17 protein-coding genes and 1 pseudogene are annotated in these 16,520 nt (G+C 63.2%); 8 read left to right on the top strand and 10 right to left on the bottom strand.

Annotation, left to right across the window (positions count from 1 at the left end; translation table 11 throughout):
* The 5 genes and pseudogenes from EN949_RS22410 to EN949_RS22390 all read left to right on the top strand — a co-directional run.
* A pseudogene (locus EN949_RS22410) lies at window positions 1–236 on the top strand (ribose ABC transporter substrate-binding protein); the annotation flags it as partial.
* A gap of 79 nt (window positions 237–315) precedes the next feature.
* Complete coding sequence (locus EN949_RS22405; RefSeq protein WP_127366745.1) at window positions 316–1,863, top strand: sugar ABC transporter ATP-binding protein; 1,548 nt, start codon at window positions 316–318, stop codon at window positions 1,861–1,863.
* Window positions 1,860–2,840 carry an ABC transporter permease gene (locus EN949_RS22400; protein ID WP_013530865.1) on the top strand — a complete coding sequence of 327 codons (981 nt, stop codon included), beginning with the start codon at window positions 1,860–1,862 and terminating at the stop codon, window positions 2,838–2,840. The genes EN949_RS22405 and EN949_RS22400 overlap by 4 nt, the downstream gene beginning before the upstream one ends.
* Window positions 2,837–3,823: an ABC transporter permease gene (locus EN949_RS22395; protein WP_013530866.1), complete on the top strand. Its 987-nt coding sequence runs from the start codon at window positions 2,837–2,839 to the stop codon at window positions 3,821–3,823. Before EN949_RS22400 ends, EN949_RS22395 begins: the two co-directional genes overlap by 4 nt.
* A gap of 2 nt (window positions 3,824–3,825) precedes the next feature.
* The gene (locus EN949_RS22390; RefSeq protein WP_027160689.1) at window positions 3,826–4,371 is read left to right on the top strand and encodes a gluconokinase; all 546 of its coding nucleotides are present in this window, start codon (window positions 3,826–3,828) and stop codon (window positions 4,369–4,371) included.
* Here the strand turns inward: EN949_RS22390 and EN949_RS22385 are convergent.
* Window positions 4,366–5,517 carry a hypothetical protein gene (locus EN949_RS22385; RefSeq protein ID WP_127371515.1) on the bottom strand — a complete coding sequence of 384 codons (1,152 nt, stop codon included), beginning with the start codon at window positions 5,515–5,517 and terminating at the stop codon, window positions 4,366–4,368. The genes EN949_RS22390 and EN949_RS22385 overlap by 6 nt on opposite strands.
* A gap of 164 nt (window positions 5,518–5,681) precedes the next feature.
* Window positions 5,682–6,587, bottom strand: coding sequence for a LysR family transcriptional regulator (locus tag EN949_RS22380; protein ID WP_063172528.1), 906 nt, complete (start codon window positions 6,585–6,587; stop codon window positions 5,682–5,684).
* A gap of 118 nt (window positions 6,588–6,705) precedes the next feature.
* On the opposite strand from EN949_RS22380, the gene EN949_RS36625 reads away from it, so the two are divergent.
* The 3 genes from EN949_RS36625 to EN949_RS22370 are packed head-to-tail and all read left to right on the top strand — an operon-like array spanning window position 6,706 to window position 8,028.
* Entirely contained in the window at window positions 6,706–6,960 is a 255-nt protein-coding gene (locus tag EN949_RS36625; protein WP_245459020.1) for a DoxX family protein, read from the top strand.
* Window positions 6,957–7,115 carry a hypothetical protein gene (locus EN949_RS36620; RefSeq protein ID WP_245459017.1) on the top strand — a complete coding sequence of 53 codons (159 nt, stop codon included), beginning with the start codon at window positions 6,957–6,959 and terminating at the stop codon, window positions 7,113–7,115. Before EN949_RS36625 ends, EN949_RS36620 begins: the two co-directional genes overlap by 4 nt.
* A 43-nt stretch (window positions 7,116–7,158) precedes the next feature.
* A complete protein-coding gene (locus EN949_RS22370) occupies window positions 7,159–8,028 on the top strand; it encodes an NmrA family NAD(P)-binding protein (protein ID WP_024501528.1) in 870 nt (289 codons plus the stop codon).
* A gap of 114 nt (window positions 8,029–8,142) precedes the next feature.
* On the opposite strand, the gene EN949_RS22365 is transcribed toward EN949_RS22370, so the two are convergent.
* The 8 genes from EN949_RS22365 to EN949_RS22330 form a co-directional block, all read right to left on the bottom strand.
* Complete coding sequence (locus EN949_RS22365) at window positions 8,143–8,592, bottom strand: Rrf2 family transcriptional regulator (RefSeq protein ID WP_013530871.1); 450 nt, start codon at window positions 8,590–8,592, stop codon at window positions 8,143–8,145.
* A gap of 256 nt (window positions 8,593–8,848) precedes the next feature.
* On the bottom strand, window positions 8,849–9,835 hold the full coding sequence (locus EN949_RS22360; protein ID WP_013530872.1) for a sulfate ABC transporter substrate-binding protein: 987 nt from the start codon (window positions 9,833–9,835) through the stop codon (window positions 8,849–8,851).
* Between the two features lie 365 nt (window positions 9,836–10,200).
* Window positions 10,201–11,241: a sulfate/molybdate ABC transporter ATP-binding protein gene (locus EN949_RS22355; RefSeq protein WP_127371778.1), complete on the bottom strand. Its 1,041-nt coding sequence runs from the start codon at window positions 11,239–11,241 to the stop codon at window positions 10,201–10,203.
* A gap of 13 nt (window positions 11,242–11,254) precedes the next feature.
* Window positions 11,255–12,139 (bottom strand): sulfate ABC transporter permease subunit CysW, encoded by an 885-nt coding sequence (gene cysW, locus EN949_RS22350; protein ID WP_013530874.1) that lies wholly within the window; start codon window positions 12,137–12,139, stop codon window positions 11,255–11,257.
* Window positions 12,132–12,983 (bottom strand): sulfate ABC transporter permease subunit CysT, encoded by an 852-nt coding sequence (cysT, locus tag EN949_RS22345; RefSeq protein ID WP_013530875.1) that lies wholly within the window; start codon window positions 12,981–12,983, stop codon window positions 12,132–12,134. Before cysT ends, cysW begins: the two co-directional genes overlap by 8 nt.
* Window positions 12,984–13,004: 21 nt before the next feature.
* On the bottom strand, window positions 13,005–14,030 hold the full coding sequence (locus tag EN949_RS22340) for a sulfate ABC transporter substrate-binding protein (RefSeq protein WP_013530876.1): 1,026 nt from the start codon (window positions 14,028–14,030) through the stop codon (window positions 13,005–13,007).
* Between the two features lie 220 nt (window positions 14,031–14,250).
* Window positions 14,251–15,150, bottom strand: a complete 900-nt coding sequence (locus EN949_RS22335; RefSeq protein ID WP_127371105.1) for a M15 family metallopeptidase — start codon at window positions 15,148–15,150, stop codon at window positions 14,251–14,253.
* Between the two features lie 65 nt (window positions 15,151–15,215).
* Window positions 15,216–16,520: penicillin-binding transpeptidase domain-containing protein (locus EN949_RS22330; RefSeq protein ID WP_281039787.1), on the bottom strand; the 1,305-nt coding region annotated here is incomplete at its 5' end.

The raw sequence follows: 16,520 nt of genomic DNA, 5'->3' as shown, positions 1-16,520 counted from the left end.
CTGGTCCGGCTCAGGTCGCCGTCGCCATCAAGACCGCGATCGCCGCACTCGAAGGCGAGGTGGTGCCACAAGAGGTGAAGCTGCCGCTGGCGATCGCCGAAGACCCGAACATGAAGGAAGGCACGGATTACTTCCCCAAGGAATCCGACAATTTCTTCGTCGGCAATTCCTTCCCGACCTGCGGCATCAATTTCAGCGCCCAGGAAATCATGGGTCAGACCAAGGAAAACCAGTAAATCATCGCTGGCTGTCACCTGGCGCCGCGGCTTGAGCCGCGGCGTTTGTCTCAATTCCACAATCGCCCTGGGAGGGCCGATGGACGGTGCGGCTCCGCTCTTTCGTATGGAAGGCATATCCAAGCGCTATGGCGGTGTACGCGCGCTGGAAAAGGCCGAGCTTGTTGTCGAAGCCGGCAGCATCCACGCCATTCTCGGCGAAAACGGCGCCGGCAAGTCGACGCTGATCAAGGTCATGGCAGGTGTCGTGGCGCCCGATGAGGGCCGCATGACGCTGGACGGGCGCGAGGCGACCTTCGCTTCTCCGGGTGCCGCCAACAAGGCCGGCATCGTCTGCATCTTCCAGGAACTGTCGCTGGTCCCCGAGCTAAGCGTTGCCGACAACATCGTCATTTCCGACCCGCCCAAACGCTTCGGCATGATCGACCGCAAGGCGCAACGCCGCATCGCCGAAGAAGCACTTGCTCGTGCCGGCGCCGCCGACATCCACCCGCTGGCGCTGGTCAAGGACCTGCCATTGTCGCGCCGGCAGATGGTCGAGATCGCCAAGGCATTGGCACGCAAGCCGCGCATCCTCATCCTCGACGAGGCGACCTCCGCGCTGACTGCCGCGGATGTCTCGAAGATCTTCGCGGTGCTGAAGCGGCTGCGCGCGGAAGGGCTGGCGCTGCTTTACATCTCGCACCGCATGAACGAGATCGCCGAACTGGCGGACCAGTGCACGGTGTTCCGCAACGGCCGCAATGTCGCCAGCTATCCAGCCGGCTCGAAGAGCGACAATGAGGTGGTCGAACTGATGATCGGCCGCGAATACAGCCATATCTTTCCGCCCAAGCCGACGGCCGTGCCTGCCGCCGCGGCCCCCAGGCTCGAGGCCCGCAAGCTCTCATGGGCCGACCGGCTGCACGACATCTCGCTGACCGTCAGGGCAGGTGAGGTGGTCGGCCTTGGCGGCCTCGACGGCCAGGGCCAGCGCGAATTGCTGCTCGCCTTCTTCGGCGTGCTGCGCGGCCTCAGCGGCCAGATCCTGATCGACGGCAAGCCTGTGTCGATCACCAGTCCATCCGTTGCGCGCGACGACGGCATCGGCATGGCGCTCATTCCCGAGGACCGCAAGACCGAAGGGCTGATGCTGCCGATGACGGTGCGCGAGAACCTGTCCTTCGCCGCCCTCGACCGGTTGTCGAAAGCCGGCATCATCGACCGTGCCGCCGAGCAGCGGCTGATCGACGACATGGTCGGCCTTTTGGCGATCAAGACGGCGGGCCTCGACATTCCGGTCGGCGCGCTTTCGGGCGGCAACCAGCAGAAGGTGGTCATCGCCAAATGGCTGATGCGCCAGCCGCGCATCATCCTGCTCAACGATCCGACGCGCGGCATCGACGTCGGCACCAAGCAGGAGCTGTACCAGCTGATGCGCAAACTGGCCGACGCGGGTGCTGCGATCCTGTTCTACTCGACCGACTATGACGAGCTGATCGGCTGCTGCGACCGTGTGCTTGTGCTCTACGACGGGGCGGTCAAGCGCGAGCTGGTCGGCGCCGAGATCACCGAGCGGGCGCTGATATCAAGTGCGCTCAACATCCATGGCGAGGAGAGCCCGGTGGGCCTGGGAGTGGGCGCATGAAGGATTGGCGCTACTGGCTGGCCGAGCAGCGCGGAACGCTGCTGGCGTTCGGCATCTTCATCGTCATGTTCGTCATCTACACCTCGAACCATCCGGCCGGCTTCACCGCCAATGTGGTGCAGACGGCGGCCAACAAGGGCGTGCTGCTCGCCTTCGTCGCCATGGCGCAGACGCTGGTGGTGATCACCGCCGGCATCGACCTGTCCGTCGGCATGATTTTTCTCCTCACCAACTGCCTGGCTTCGTGGCTGGTGGTGGGAACGCCGATGCAGACGACGCTCGGCGTCATCGCCGTGCTGGCGGTGGGACTGCTGTGCGGCGCCATCAACGGCGCCATCGTCATCTATGGCCGGCTGCAGCCGATTGTCGCCACCATTGCCACAGGCGCCGTCTATTACGGCATCGGCCTGTTGCTGCGGCCATTTCCGGGCGGCTCGGTCAATGAGGACCTGGCCGATGCGCTGACCGGCCGTGTGTTCGGCGTGGTGCCGGCAAGTCTCGTCGTGCTGCTGGCCATCGTGCTGGTGATCTGGGTGCCGTTCAGCCGCTCGGTGCTTGGCCGCGCCGCCTACGCGGCAGGCTCATCGGAGACGGCGGCCTACATGTCGGGTGTGCCGATCCGGCGCGGCAAGTTCGCCGCCTACACGCTGGCCGGCCTGCTGGCGGCGATCGGCGGACTGTTCCTGACCTTCTTCACCTATACGGGTGAGGCGGCCTATGCCAGCGGCAACTCCTACACGCTGTTTTCGATCGCCGCCGTGGTGCTCGGCGGCGTCTCGCTGTTCGGCGGCAAGGGCAGCGCCATCGGCGCCATCTTCGGCGCACTGGCTTTCCGCACGATCGGCGACCTGTTGTTCGTCTTCGATTTCGATCCGCTCTGGCAGCCGCTGTTCCAGGGCGTTATCCTGCTGGTCGCCGTCAGCCTCGGCGCCTTCGCCCTGTTTCGGGTCCGCAACCGGCTGGAGTGGTTCCTGTGAGCGAAACGACGCTTGGCGGCATTGCCGGCCGCATGCCCAGATTCATCCGCCGCGCCGATCCGGCGGTGCTGACGGCCTTTGCCTGCATCGTGCTTTTGCTGTTCTTCGGCAGCCTCTATTCCAGAAGCTTCCTGTCGCCTGAATATCTCCTGCAGCAGCTCAAGGTGGCTTCATTCCTCGGCGTCATCGCGACAGGCATGATGCTGGTCATCCTGCTCGGCCAGATCGACCTGTCGGTGCCGTGGGCGGTGGCGGCGGGCGCCATGATGGCCTGCGCCGCGGCGGCGTACGGCCCGGTCGGCGTGGCGTTGGCCATCCCGTTCGGCATCATCTGCGGCATGCTGATCGGCGTCGTCAACGGCATCGGCGTCGCCTATCTGCGCATCCCCTCGATGATCATCACATTGGCCACCAACGCTGTCGCGCAGGGGCTGATGGTGGTCTACACCGGCGGCTTCTCGCCGCAGGATTCGGCGACGGGCGCGATGCGCTACCTGGCGACCGGTTTCGCCATTCCGGGCGTGCCCAACGCCGTCATCATCTGGGCGCTGATCGGGGCCGCGATGGTGTTCGTGCTGACGCGGACCGGCTTCGGCCGCACCGTCTACGGCATCGGCAACCGCGAGCGCGCGGCCTATCTCTCCGGCATCGACACAAGGCGCGTGGTGATGATCGCCTTCGCCGTCTCCGGCGGGCTCTCGGCTTTCGGCGGCGTGCTTCTGGCCGGCTATGCCTCCAAGGCGGCGCAGTCGATGGGCGACGCTTATCTGCTGCCGTCGATCGCCGCGGTGGTGCTTGGCGGCACCTCGATCCTGGGTGGGCGCGGCTCCTATCTCGGCACTGTCGCCGGTGTCATCCTCATCACGTTGCTGCAATCCATCTTGTCGGTCATGCAGATGCCGGAGGCGGGGCGGCAGATCATCTACGGTGTCGTCATCGTCGCCATGCTGCTGCTCTACGGCCGCGCGCCGGCAAGCCGCTGACAGTGGACGAAGCGGCAGCACAGGCGCCGACGAGCGCCCCCGGCTCGGTGCCGGCCATCGTGGTTATGGGCGTCGCCGGCTGCGGCAAGTCGGCGGTGGGCGTTGGGCTTGCCGCCGCTCTGGGCGTTACCTTTATCGAGGGCGACAGGCTGCATCCTCCGGAAAACGTCGCACGCATGGCAAGCGGCGAGCCGCTTACCGATCAGCTGCGCGAAGGCTGGCTCAACGCGATCGGCGAGCGCATCGCCGCGTCGGTGGGGCAGGGCAACGGCGTGGTCGCCGCCTGCTCGGCGCTGAAGCGCAGCTACCGCGACCGGCTGAGCGGCTTCTGCCCGGAAATCGTCTTCCTCTATCTGGAGATCGACCCTGGTACGGCCAGGCAGCGCGTCGGCAGCCGCAAGGGCCACTTCATGCCGGCGAGCCTGGTCGACAGCCAGTTCGCCATCCTCGAGCCGCCGGCTGCGGATGAGCGCGCCTCGAAACTCAATGCCACACGCCCGGTCGGTGAGCTCGTCGCCGCCGCGGTCCGCCTGATACGCCGGTCATGAGCCTTCATCCATTCCGATGCCGATGCTGTCCGAGACCTCGGTCAGCCGCTGCCGGCGGGACCACGTCAGCATCTGCTCGGGGTAGAGCTTCAGCGCTTCCAGCAGGCGGTCGCGCTTGAGCAGGATGTAGTGCGCCTGCACAGTCATGTTCTTGGCGCCATCCCTGGCCATGTCCGTTGCCGGGCTGACAGATGCCTCCGGCGTCAGCTCGGGGCTGAGCACGGCCCGGTATTCGATGAAGGGAACCACTTCGAAGGTCGACATGGCAAACAGGGCGGTCCTGCCCCTGGCGGCGAAATTCGCCGGTGCCGAGGCGAGATGCGTCCAGCCGCTTTCGCCCATGGCTGCCTCGGTGAAGCTCGTGCCGGCATGGACGGTGTTGGTCATCGTCACCACGCCATTCTGCTTCAGGATCTTCTGGATGCGGATGGTGACTTGATAGGTGTCGTCGCGGCCAAAGACGACCCGGCTTTTCAGGAACCGGTTTTCGACATCGATCAGCGGCGGATTGAGGAAACGCAAGCCGAACGCCGATTCGGAAATACCGTGGGTGTTGACGCTCACCTGATGCGCTTCGATACCGGCCTCGTACAGCGCGCGCTTGCCGATGATGGTCTGGGCGGTGAACTGATCGCACCAGAGGATGGCGCCGTGGCCGCGCTGCAAGGCCGACCGCAGCCCCGCCAACCCCTCCAGCCGGATCGTCGGCGACCAGCGGCCGGCCACCAGATGTGCGGCGAGCTGCAAGCGGCGGCGGTGGCGCGCTGCCAGCAATCCCTCGAACAGCTTGCGTGCATCGATACCATCGCCCAGCACCGCGAGCGTGGCGGCAGCGTAGGCCGGGAATTCCTTGCGCATATGGCGCTTGAGGCGAAACCTCGATACGCGGCCGCAGATCGGCGCCCACCACCGCACCGGCAGTGCCGCCGCCACCACGAGATAGAAGATAGACAGCAGGCCTTCGCGAAGATCCTTGTTGGAAAAGCGGCGAAGCCGGCCAGGGCGAACCAGCTTGCGGCTGAAGAAGCGTACATCCTCCGCCCGTTCCGGGACGAAGACGTCTGCGATGATTTCAGTGCGGAAACTGGCTGCCGACGGCAGCTTGCGGGCGGCCTTGCGGGATTTTTCTAACCACCACAGCCTCATCGGTCCAGCCCGTTCTTCGAACCCCGCTTTACTGCGTCGGCTTGGGCCGTGCAAGGTGGTGTCCGTGCTCGAGACTTCTGCAAATTTCGCTTTCCCTAGACTTAAGACAAGCGCGCCGCTTACGAAGTGTTGATTTCGAGGGCCGGACGAAGATAGTCGTATCGCTATTCCATATATGGCGTCAGCACATCTTCGATCCATTTCATGAACGCGCGGACCCGGCGCGATAGATTGCTCCGATGTGCGACGACGAGGGACACGGCGAGCGGCCGGCGACGAAAATCGGGTAGGATCTCGACAAGCGCTCCACTCTCCAAGTATCGGCCAATGCCCAAGAGTGGCGCCTGGATCAGGCCGAGGCCGGCGAGGGCCGCTGCTTCGTAGGTCTGTGCGCTGTTGACGTGTAGCGCACCTGGCAACTGAAGCGTCGCGTAGCTGTCGCCGTCCGGATATTCCCATCCATAGGGTCGCGCGCCCAGCAGCGTCGAAAAATGAATTGCCCTATGTTCCTGACGCTGGAGATCTTCCAGCGATCGAGGCACGCCATAGCGCGCCAGATAGGCGGGACTGGCTGCGTTGGCCATGCGCAACAGGCCCAACGGGCGGGCAATCAGGGTCTCGTCGCGAATGGGTCCAAGCCGCAATACACAATCGAACCCCTCTTGAACCAGATCGACTTGCCGATCCGTACTCGACACCTCCAGCTCCAACTCGGGGTGAGCCGCCATGAAATCCGGCAAAGCCGGTACGATCGTTGTGCGCGCCACTTCGGTTGGAAGGTCGACCCGCAAACGGCCGCGAAGTGCCACGCGGTCGCCTGCGAACATCGAGTGCAGATCATCGACTTCAGCAAGCAGATCGCGGGCGCGGGCATGAAATGCGCGTCCGTCCTCCGTCAACCGCACGCTGCGCGTCGTCCGGTGCAGAAGCCTGACACCCACATCTTCTTCCAGCTTGCGGACCGCCGTTGAGGCTCTCCCCTTTTGGATGCCCAGGCTATCGGCCGCGCGGGTGAAGCTCCCCATTTCCGCGACCGTTGTGAAAATGAGGATGGGTTCGAGATTCTGCATTTTCGTGCCTCGGATTGTTCCCCAAAAAGAGAACAGTTGGTTCATTTTCTCGGCATTTATCACATTTGAGAGGCACAGTAAGTTTCGAATATGGGATCTCCCCATCGGAGAATGACAAGTGTCCGAAACTGTGAACCTGCATCAGACACCGGAAATTATGACCTTGCATCGCGCCCTGTGGGCCGGCCGGATCATGAGCGCGTTTGTCGTCATCGCCCTGACGGCAGATGGCACTGTTCAGCTTTTCGCGCCGGCACAGATCGCCAGCATGTTGCAGGAAACCGGGTTTGCGATGGACCTGACCCGTGTCGTGGGTCCGATCGTCCTCGCCTGCGCCATCCTCTACGCCATCCCCTCGGCGCGATCCTGGTGACGGGCTTTTTGGGAGGTGCCATCTGCGCCCATCTGCGCATCGGTGAGTTGGGGTCGCCGCCGGAAATCATCTCCCTGCTTCTGGGCGCGATGACCTGGGGCGGCCTCTATCTCCGCGATCCCCGTATCCGGGCCATTCTGCCGCTCATCCATTGAACCAACAGGGGCAGCTCTGTCCCCCGACATCAGGAGAAAACACATGTTCCTAGTAATGGGGATCACGGGAAAAGTTGGCGGCGCAACGGCAGAGCATCTGCTGGCGCACGGCAAGGAGGTACGCGCGCTCGTCCGCAATCGCGACAAGGCGGCCAATTGGGCGAACCAGGGCGTGGAACTGGTAGACGGCGACTGGAATGATTCGGCAGCCATCGAGCGAGCCCTCAAAGGCGTCGAAGGCGCGTTCGTCATGTTGCCCCCTGTCTGGGCGCCGTCGCCCGATTACAAAGAAGCGAGGAGCGTGATTGCTAGCTATGTCGAGGCTCTGACCAAGGCAGCGCCGCCGCGAGTGGTTGCGCTTTCGTCGATGGGTGCGAACAGAACAAGCGGGCACGGGGTGATCGCGGCCTTGTCGCTTCTGGAGCAAGGGTTTCGCGGCCTGACATCGCCAACCGCATTTGTGCGCGCGGGGGGATTCTTCGAAAATTTCCTCTACGGCTTGCAGGTCGCGCAGGGCGGAATGCTACCGGTCTACTATAATCCGACAAACCGGAAATCGACCATGGTTGCGACGAACGACATCGGCGCACAGGTCGCAACCCTTTTGACCGGGTCGACGTGGTCAGGGCAACGCATCGTCGAGATCGGTTCGATGGTCACCGCGGATGAAGTCGCCGAGCAGTTGGGTGAAGTCCTGAATCTCGCCGTGAAGGCCTTTGCAATTCCGCGTGCGGGGTGGGCGGAAGCATTCGAGCAATTCGGCATCCCGAAGGGTCACTCCGGGCCTGCCGAAGAAATGTTCGAGGCCGTGAATGCGGGATGGATGGACCTCGGTGTGGCGGGTACTGAGCACGTAGCGGGTACGACGTCCGCACGCGCTGTATTCGAGGCTGCGTCTAATGTGAACGGATAGGCCAAAACTGCATGAGGTTCTCCGTGATTTCGAGCTTCGCAACCCGAGATTTGGAGAACCTCTCCTTCAATGCAGGAATCTCTATCTGAACGCGATCAGCTTGAAGTCGGTGGTTTAGATCTGCGACGTCAGCTCGACCGGAAAATCGTCATTGTCGGCATCGCGCATGGCGGCGAGGCTGCGATTATCCAGCACTTCGGCGATTGCCTGCCGCACCTCCAGCATCATGTGGCGGACCTGGCAGGTCGCCTCGTCGCAATCCTCGCAGCGTTGATACTGCGTGCGGCTGGCGCAAGGGATCGGCGCCAGCGGCCCGTCAAGCACGCGCACGACATGGCCGATCTTGATTTCGGAGGCCGGCCGGGCAAGGCGGTAGCCGCCTTCCTTGCCTTTGCGGCTCTGGACGAAGCCGGCATTGCGCAATTCGCCCAGGATGGCATCGAGGAATTTCTTCGGGATATTGTTGGCCACAGCGATGTCATTGACGAAGGCCAATTGGCCGGCCGGCAGGCCAGACAGATGCACGAGGGCCTTGAGGCCGTATTTGCCTTTTTTTGTCAGCATGCCCAGATCAACCCATAAAAGCCCCAACCACTCGCATCTGGCGACTGTTTGTGTGCAAATAATGACGTCTTCGCCGCGCGATGATGTTTCGCGAAACAGCCACCAAATTGCACGTTAGGCATAAACGCGTTGATTCTTTGTAACGTTTTGCACTGAGAACGCGGATATTCCGCTGATAACCAGGTTATCGGCGTTCAAAAACGAAAAAAGCCGGCAGCGCGCCGGCTTTTTCGTCTGCTGTGCAGGTATCGCTGCCTCAGCGGCTGCCGTAGGTCTGGTCGAGCAGGCCGCCGGCGGCGAAATGCTCTTTCTGCACCTTGTCCCAGCCGCCGAAAACGTCTTCCACCGTCAGCAGCCGGACATCGGGGAAATCGGCCTTGTATTTCGCCGCCACAGCGGCGTCGCGGGCTCTGAGGCCGTTGCGGGCGGCGATGTCCTGGCCCTCCGGCGTGTAGAGGAAGTCGAGATAGGTCTTGGCCAGATCGCGCGTGCCGTGATCGTCGGCAACCTTGTCGACGATGGCGACCGGGAATTCGGCCAGCAGGCTGACCGAAGGCGTAACCTGCTCGAACTTGTCGTCGCCATACTCCTTGCGGATGCCGCGCGTCTCCGACTCGAAGGTGATCAGCACATCACCGATCTCGCGCTGCACGAAGGTGGTGGTCGCGGCGCGGCCGCCGGTGTCGAAGATCGGCACGTTGTTGAACAGCTTGGTGATGAACTCCTTCACCTTGGCGTCATCGCCCTTGAAGGCTTCCTTGGCGTAGGCGGTGGCCGCCAGATAGGTGTAGCGCGCATTGCCGGATGTTTTCGGGTTTGGGAAGATCACCTGCACGTCGTCGCGCACGAGATCGTTCCAGTCCTTGATGTGCTTGGGGTTGCCCGCGCGGACAAGGAACGAAGGCAGAGAATAGAAGGGCGAGGCATTGTCAGGGAAATCCTTCTGCCAGTCGGCCGAGACGAGGCCCTTCTTGACCAGGAAGTCGATGTCGATGACCTGGTTGAAGGTAACAACGTCGGCGCCAAGACCCTCGGCGATGGCGCGTGCCTGCGCCGAAGTGCCGGCATGCGACTGGTCGACGGTGACGCCCGGATGCTGGGCGATGAAAGCCTTGTTGACCTGCACGAACAGTTCGCGGCCGACATCATAGGATGCGTTGAGCAGTTTGTCGGCCGACCAGGCTTGGGAGGATGCAAGGAACAGGCCGGCGACGGTGGCAAGCCCGAGGAAAAATCGTTTCATAACAGGCTCCGATGCAATGCGTTGATGGTCGGACCATAGCCGTGACGTATCATGCGCGACGAGGCATGCGCTGTCGGTTCGCGGCCTCGTCGTGGGAAAATATATCGCCTAAGTTGGCACCTGTTGGAATTCTGTTCCAGGAGATGGCTACCTTCGTCGGAGTTTTTCTGCGCCTTGTTTGCGGTGCTGCATGGCATATACAAAAGGCATATACAAAGAGCTGCCGCCATGCCCCAGAACCGTCATTCAACGCCGCCCAAGGAGGCGAAGCTGTTTCGCAACAACCGCAGCCCAACACGGGAGAGTTCACCCGGATCAGGAATCTGAAGGTCGAAAACTGGTTGGCGTAGCGCTTGAGCCGAGAATCAAGCCGCCGGAAAAAGCTTCCAGCGGCCGGGGCGGAACGCCACCCGGCTTTTTTGCGCCGCGGGATGATCGACCGGCAACTCGATTTCGACCCGCTGACGCTCACCACCGATTTCAAGCTCGACCCGGCGCGTGCCGGCGACGCGCCGGCTGGCGGCGACCGTGCCGGCGATGCAGCCGCTGCAGCCGTCCAGCAATTCGACATCGTGCGGGCGGAAGTAGAGCGTCGCATCGCCCGAGGGCTCGTTGGGCGCGGCAAGCCCGATCGGACGGTCGGCGAGCCAGATCTCGCCATTCTCGACTTTGACGGGAAGCGAGCTCGATTCACCGATGAAGCCGTAGACGAAGGGCGAGTTCGGCGTGTCGTAGATGTCGTCGGCGGTGCCGACCTGCTCGAAGCGACCCTGGGTCAACACCACGACGCGGTCGGCAAGCTCCAGCGCCTCTTCCTGGTCGTGGGTGACGAAGACGGTGGTGTGGCCGGTGGCGTCATGGATCTCGCGCAGCCAGCGGCGCAATTCCCGGCGCACCTGCGCGTCAAGCGCGCCGAACGGTTCGTCGAGCAGCAGCACCTTGGGTTCGATGGCCATGGCCCGCGCCAGCGCCACGCGCTGCCGCTGGCCGCCGGAAAGCTGCGCCGGATAGCGCTTTTCCAGCCCCGACAGCTGGACAAGGTCCAGAAGCTCGGAGGCGCGGCGACGGATCTCCTGCGCCGGGGGGCGCGACGGCCCGTGCCGGACCTTCAGGCCGAAGCCGATATTGTCGGCCACCGTCATGTGCCGGAACAGCGCATAGTGCTGGAAGACAAAGCCGACATTGCGATCCTGGATCGACTTGTGCGAGGCGTCTTCGTCGCCGAAGAAGATATTTCCGCGCGTCGGCCGCTCCAGTCCGGCGATCAGCCTGAGCAGCGTCGTCTTGCCGGAGCCGGACGGCCCCAGCAACGCGATCAGTTCGCCCGACTTGATATCGAGCGACACGTCGTGGAGGGCCGGAAACCGGTCAAACTCCTTGCGCACGTTGGCAACGCGAACTTCCATGCAAATCCCTCTGTCAGTGTCCGCGCGTCGCGGCGATCTCGGCGCCGTAGCGCATCTCGAGAAGTGTTTTCAAGACCAGCGTGACGAGCGCCAGGCCCGCAAGCAATGAAGCGACGGCGAAGGCGCCGACGGCGTTGTACTCGTTATAGAGGATTTCGACATGCAGCGGCATGGTGTTGGTCAGGCCGCGTATATGGCCCGACACCACCGAGACCGCGCCGAACTCGCCCATGGCGCGCGCATTGCACAGGAGCACGCCGTAGAGCAGCCCCCATTTGACGTTGGGCAAGGTCACGTACCAGAAGGTCTGCCAGCCGTTGGCGCCAAGCGAAAGTGCTGCCTCCTCGTCGCCATTGCCTTGCTCCTGCATCAGCGGGATCAACTCGCGGGCGACGAAGGGGAAGGTGACGAAGATTGTGGCCAGCACGATGCCCGGCACGGCAAACAGGATGACGATGCCATGCGCTTTCAGCCAGGTGCCGAGCAGCCCCTGGGCGCCGAACAGAAGCACATAGACGAGGCCCGATATGACCGGGGAGACCGAGAAGGGAAGGTCGATCAGCGTGGTCAGGAAGGCCTTGCCCTTGAACTCGAACTTGGCGATCGCCCAGGCGGCGGAGATGCCGAACACAATGTTGAGCGGTACCGAGATCGCGGCGACCAGCAGCGTCAGCCGGATCGCCGAGCGTGTGTCGGGATTGCCGAGCGCTTCGGTGTAGGCACCGATGCCCTTGGCGAAGGCTTCGTTGAAGACGATGATCAGCGGCAAGAGCAGGAAAATGCCGAGGAAGGCAAAGGCGACGGCCATCAAGGCCAGGCGCGCCGGGCGGCTTTCCGTGACCGCCGCCGATTGGCTTTCATGGTGCGGTTCGTAGGATTTGATCTCCGGATCAGCCATAGCGCTTGCGGCTCCACGACTGTGCGAGATTGACGACCAAAAGCATGATGAATGACAGAGCGAGCATGATCGCCGCAATCGCGGTTGCCGCCGGGTAATTGTATTCCTCCAGCCGGATGACGATCAGCAGCGGCGCGATCTCTGATTTGTAGGGCAAGTTGCCGGCGATGAAGATGACCGAGCCGTATTCGCCGACGCCGCGCGCGAAGGCGAGCGCGAAGCCGGTGACGATGGCCGGCGCCAGGCCCGGAAACAGGATGCGGGTGATGATCTGGAAACGATTGGCGCCAAGGGTGGCCGCGGCTTCCTCCACTTCCTTGTCGATCTCCTCCATGATCGGCTGCACGGTGCGCACGACGAAGGGCAGGCCGATGAAGATCAGCGCGATGACGATACCCAGCGGGGTATAGGCGACCTTGATGCCGAGCGGCATCAGCAATTTGCCGATCCAGCCGTTCGGCGCGTAGAGCGTGGTCAGCGCGATGCCGGCCACAGCCGTCGGCAAGGCGAAGGGCAGATCGACCATGGCATCGACGATGCGGCGGCCGGGGAAGCGGTAACGCACCAGCACCCATGCGACCAGCGTGCCGAAGACGACGTTGACAGCAGCCGCGACGAAGGCAGTGCCGAAGCTGATTCTCAGCGCATTGATGGTGCGGCGATCGGTGGCGATCGCCCAGAATTCAGGCCAGCCAAGGGCGGCCGAGCGCCAGAGCAGCCCGGATAGCGGGATGAGAATGATGAGGGTGAGGTAGGCAAGCGAGAAGCCGAGCGTCAATCCGAAACCCGGAATGACGCTCGGCTGCCTGAATCGCCACCCCGCTTGGGCGGGTGCTGTGGTCATGTCGTCCTGAATATCGACTGCTTACTGGGGCTTGTAGATCTGGTCGAATATACCACCATCGCCGAAATGATAAGGCTGTGCTTTTTTCCAGCCACCAAACTGTGGATCGTCGATGGTTACAAGTTTGATCGGCGGCAGCTTGGCGAGGTCCTCGGCCGGCACCAGATCGGGCTTGGCAGGACGATAATGGTTCTTGGCGATGATCGTCTGCGCTTCCTTGGAATAGAGCCAGCTCAGATAGGCTTCGGCGATCTTGCGCGTGCCCTTGGCATCGACATTGGCGTCGACCACCGCCACCGGCGGTTCTGCCAGGATGGAGGTCGGCGGGTAGACAATGTCGAAATTGTCGGCACCGAACTCGTCGAGCGCCAGATAGGCCTCGTTTTCCCAGGCGATAAGCACATCGCCGAGACCCTTTTGCGCGAAGGTCACGGTCGAGCCGCGCGCGCCGGTGTCGAGCACCGGGGCATTGGCGTAGAGCTTGCCGACGAACTCCTTGGTCTTGGTCTCGTCGCCGCCGTCATTGGCGTTGGCGTAGGCCCATGCGGCGAGATAGTTCCAGCGCGCGCCGCCGGACGTCTTGGGATTGGGCGTGATCACCTGGACACCGTCCTTGACGAGGTCGCTCCAGTCGTGAATGCCCTTGGGATTGCCCTTGCGCACGAGGAAGATGATGGTCGAGGTGTAGGGCGCCGAATTGTTTTCGAATTTGGTGCGCCAGTCCGGATTGATCTTCTTCGACTTCGAGACGATGGCATTGATGTCGCCTTCGAGTGCCAGCGTCACCACATCGGCGTCGAGGCCGTCGATCACGGCGCGGGCCTGGGCGCCCGATCCGCCATGCGACTGCTGGACGGTGACCGTCTCTCCGGTCTCGGCCTTCCAATGGGCGACGAAAGCTTCGTCATAGGCCTTGTAGAGCTCGCGTGTCGGATCGTAGGAGACGTTGAGAATGGTGGTATCGGCAAACGCGAAACCGAGCGTGCCGAACTGGACAGATGTGGCGACCAGTGCGCCGAGCAGTTTCCTGAAATGAGGTTTGGTCATTTCTGCCTCCGTTGAACCCGCGCCAAATCTACCGAATTGGTAGAAATTAGATGCATTCAATGTTGCCTTTTTTGCCCCTCTTGAGAAAATGTTCGGCGCCATTTCGTCCTTTGGAGAAATATTTTCCTCTTGCGGCCAAAGGAAGAATCCATGGCCCTGCCACTCAGCCTATCTAGCAATGGGTAGTGCCGAGGCAAGGTGTGGAATTTGATCCGGTGCCTCAATCGGCGGTGATGGGAAAGTCGAAACGCTGTTTGGCGAACGGTTCGCTTTTCAGCGTGAAGTGCCACCATTCCCTTGCATAGTTCTTGAAGCGGCCCGCGCGCATGGCTTCGACAAGCATCTTGCGATTTGCCGCCGCTTCACTGGCAGGGCCGCGATATGCGGTTTCGCTCATTGAATCAAAGCAGTCGAAACCGGTACCGAAATCGAGCGTGTCGGCATCCCCGGTGCCGCAGGCCGGGTTCGGGCTGGACCTGCGGTCCATCCGGGCGACGGCGACGTCGACGGTCGAGCCACGTGAATGAGTCGACAACTCTCCGACATAGCCCTTGGCGATCAGGTCGCTGCGCCTGACCTCCGGATACCATTGCGGATCGGGCGGCCCGCCCTGTTTTGTCCATTCGCCCATGTCGGCGACGGCGCGGGCAGGGCGGTAGCAATCGAACACCACCAGGGTCAGGCGTTTGGCCGCGATCGCTTTCTGGACAGCGGAGAGTGCCTTCGCCGCATCCTCGGTGAGGATGCAGACCGGGGCGCCATAGCCGTTCACCTTGCGGTGCAGAAAATTATCCGATCCGGCGTAGCGGATGTCCTGGCGGATCGAGGGGTCGACATCGGCGAGCCGGACAAAGCCGGCGGGGAGTGGGTCAGCGAGAGCAGGGAGGGTGATTGCCGTGACAAGGATTGTTGCTGCCAGTGCTGAGGCTGCCGACAGGAAAGGATCGCGCGAGGCACCCCCCTCTGCCTTGCCAGGTATCTCCCCCGCAAGGGGGGAGATTGGCAGCTTTGGCGTCCTGCTCCACCATTGATAACTGGCGAAAGCGGCAAGGACATCCGATCGCCCTCCTTGCGGGGGAGATCGCCGGCCGGCCAGAGGGGGGTGCCTCGGAACAGGCATGGGTGAAGTATCCCGCTATCCGCTGAGCCTGTGGAAAGCCAATTCCACGAATCGCTTGCAGCCGTCTATTCGACAAACACCTTCACGCTCGCCGCGCGTCCCGCGGCGTCGATGACGGTCAGCGTCGAATAGCCGGCGCCGTCGGGCTGCCAGGTCGCGGTGCGGCGACGGTCGATGCCCACCAGCGGCTTGCCGTTGGCCAGCCAGCGGAATGGCGCACGGCCGCCTTGCAGTTTCAGCACCAGCGGCGAGGCGTCGACCGAATTGGTGCCGAGATCGACGCGGGCGCCGTCGGGCGGGAAGATGATGGTCGGTGCGGGTTCGGTCACTGTCGCCTGCACCAGGCCGTCCGCTCCGGCGCCGAAGCGGGCGAGCGTCACCGGCAGGTCCTCGCGCCTGGGGCTGAACAGTCCGGGCGGCTTGCCCGGCAAGGGGACGGCGACCAGGCCCGAGCGGACAAAACCGTCGAACAGGATGGGAGCGGCCGAGACATAACCGGACAGTCCGGGCACCGCGCCGGCGTCGGGACGGCCGACCCAGACACCGAGCACATAGCGGCCGTCGAAGCCGACCGACCACGCGTCGCGGTACCCGTAGGACGTGCCGGTCTTGTAGGCAATGCCGCGCTGCAGGGCACCCTCGGGCGGCTTGACGCCCGACAGTATGTCGATGATCTGCCAGTTGGCCTGACCGTCGAGGATGGTGGCGCTGGTGCGCTCGGCATTGGCCGGCTCGGTGCCGTCATGCAGCGTGTGCGTCTTGCCGCCATTGGCGAGCCCTGTGTAGAGCTGGACGAGGTCGCGCAGCGTGACGCCTACGCCGCCAAGGCCGATGGCCAGGCCCGGCGCCTCGTTGACCGGCAGTATGGGGCTGACGCCGGCCTGGCGGAAGCGCGCCATCAGCCGCGTTGGCCCGACCGCGTCGAGCACGCGGATCGCCGGCACGTTGAGCGACAGTTGCAGGGCTTGCCGGATGCTGACATCGCCCTGGTAGCCCATGTCGAAATTCTTCGGCCGGTAGCCGGAGAAATCGACAGGGCTGTCATCGATCAGCGTCTCCTGCGCCACCAGGCCCTGTTCGAAGGCAAGACCGTAGATGAACGGCTTCAGCGTCGAGCCGGGCGAGCGGACGATCTTTGTCATGTCGATCCAGCCGGAGCGGCTGGCGTCGAAGAAATTGGCCGAGCCGACTTCGCCGAGAATGTCGCCGGTGCGGGAATCGGCCAGCATCATGGCGACCGACAGGCGAGGGCCGAGCTTGGTGGCGGCGTCCCTCGCCACCTGTTCCAACCCTTCCTGGACGCTCTTGCGGATCGTCAGTTGCAAGGGCTGGCCGGGGACGGCCCTGGGCAGCATCGCATAGGCTGCATG

Origin of the sequence: Mesorhizobium sp. M7A.F.Ca.US.007.01.2.1 (genome assembly GCF_003998165.1) — a bacterium.
GTDB lineage: Bacteria > Pseudomonadota > Alphaproteobacteria > Rhizobiales > Rhizobiaceae > Mesorhizobium > Mesorhizobium ciceri.
This window is presented reverse-complemented; position numbering and strand designations above follow the sequence as displayed.

What these genes read in the sequence shown, in the direction of transcription:
- EN949_RS22405 (WP_127366745.1), top strand. Translation starts at nt 316, where the DNA reads ATGGACGGTGCGGCTCCGCTCTTTCGTATGGAAGGCATATCCAAGCGC.
- EN949_RS22400 (WP_013530865.1), top strand. Translation starts at nt 1,860, where the DNA reads ATGAAGGATTGGCGCTACTGGCTGGCCGAGCAGCGCGGAACGCTGCTG.
- EN949_RS22385 (WP_127371515.1), bottom strand. Translation starts at nt 5,517, where the DNA reads ATGAGGCTGTGGTGGTTAGAAAAATCCCGCAAGGCCGCCCGCAAGCTG.
- EN949_RS22380 (WP_063172528.1), bottom strand. Translation starts at nt 6,587, where the DNA reads ATGCAGAATCTCGAACCCATCCTCATTTTCACAACGGTCGCGGAAATG.
- EN949_RS22370 (WP_024501528.1), top strand. Translation starts at nt 7,159, where the DNA reads ATGTTCCTAGTAATGGGGATCACGGGAAAAGTTGGCGGCGCAACGGCA.
- EN949_RS22365 (WP_013530871.1), bottom strand. Translation starts at nt 8,592, where the DNA reads ATGCTGACAAAAAAAGGCAAATACGGCCTCAAGGCCCTCGTGCATCTG.
- EN949_RS22360 (WP_013530872.1), bottom strand. Translation starts at nt 9,835, where the DNA reads ATGAAACGATTTTTCCTCGGGCTTGCCACCGTCGCCGGCCTGTTCCTT.
- EN949_RS22355 (WP_127371778.1), bottom strand. Translation starts at nt 11,241, where the DNA reads ATGGAAGTTCGCGTTGCCAACGTGCGCAAGGAGTTTGACCGGTTTCCG.
- cysW (WP_013530874.1), bottom strand. Translation starts at nt 12,139, where the DNA reads ATGGCTGATCCGGAGATCAAATCCTACGAACCGCACCATGAAAGCCAA.
- cysT (WP_013530875.1), bottom strand. Translation starts at nt 12,983, where the DNA reads ATGACCACAGCACCCGCCCAAGCGGGGTGGCGATTCAGGCAGCCGAGC.
- EN949_RS22340 (WP_013530876.1), bottom strand. Translation starts at nt 14,030, where the DNA reads ATGACCAAACCTCATTTCAGGAAACTGCTCGGCGCACTGGTCGCCACA.
- EN949_RS22335 (WP_127371105.1), bottom strand. Translation starts at nt 15,150, where the DNA reads ATGCCTGTTCCGAGGCACCCCCCTCTGGCCGGCCGGCGATCTCCCCCG.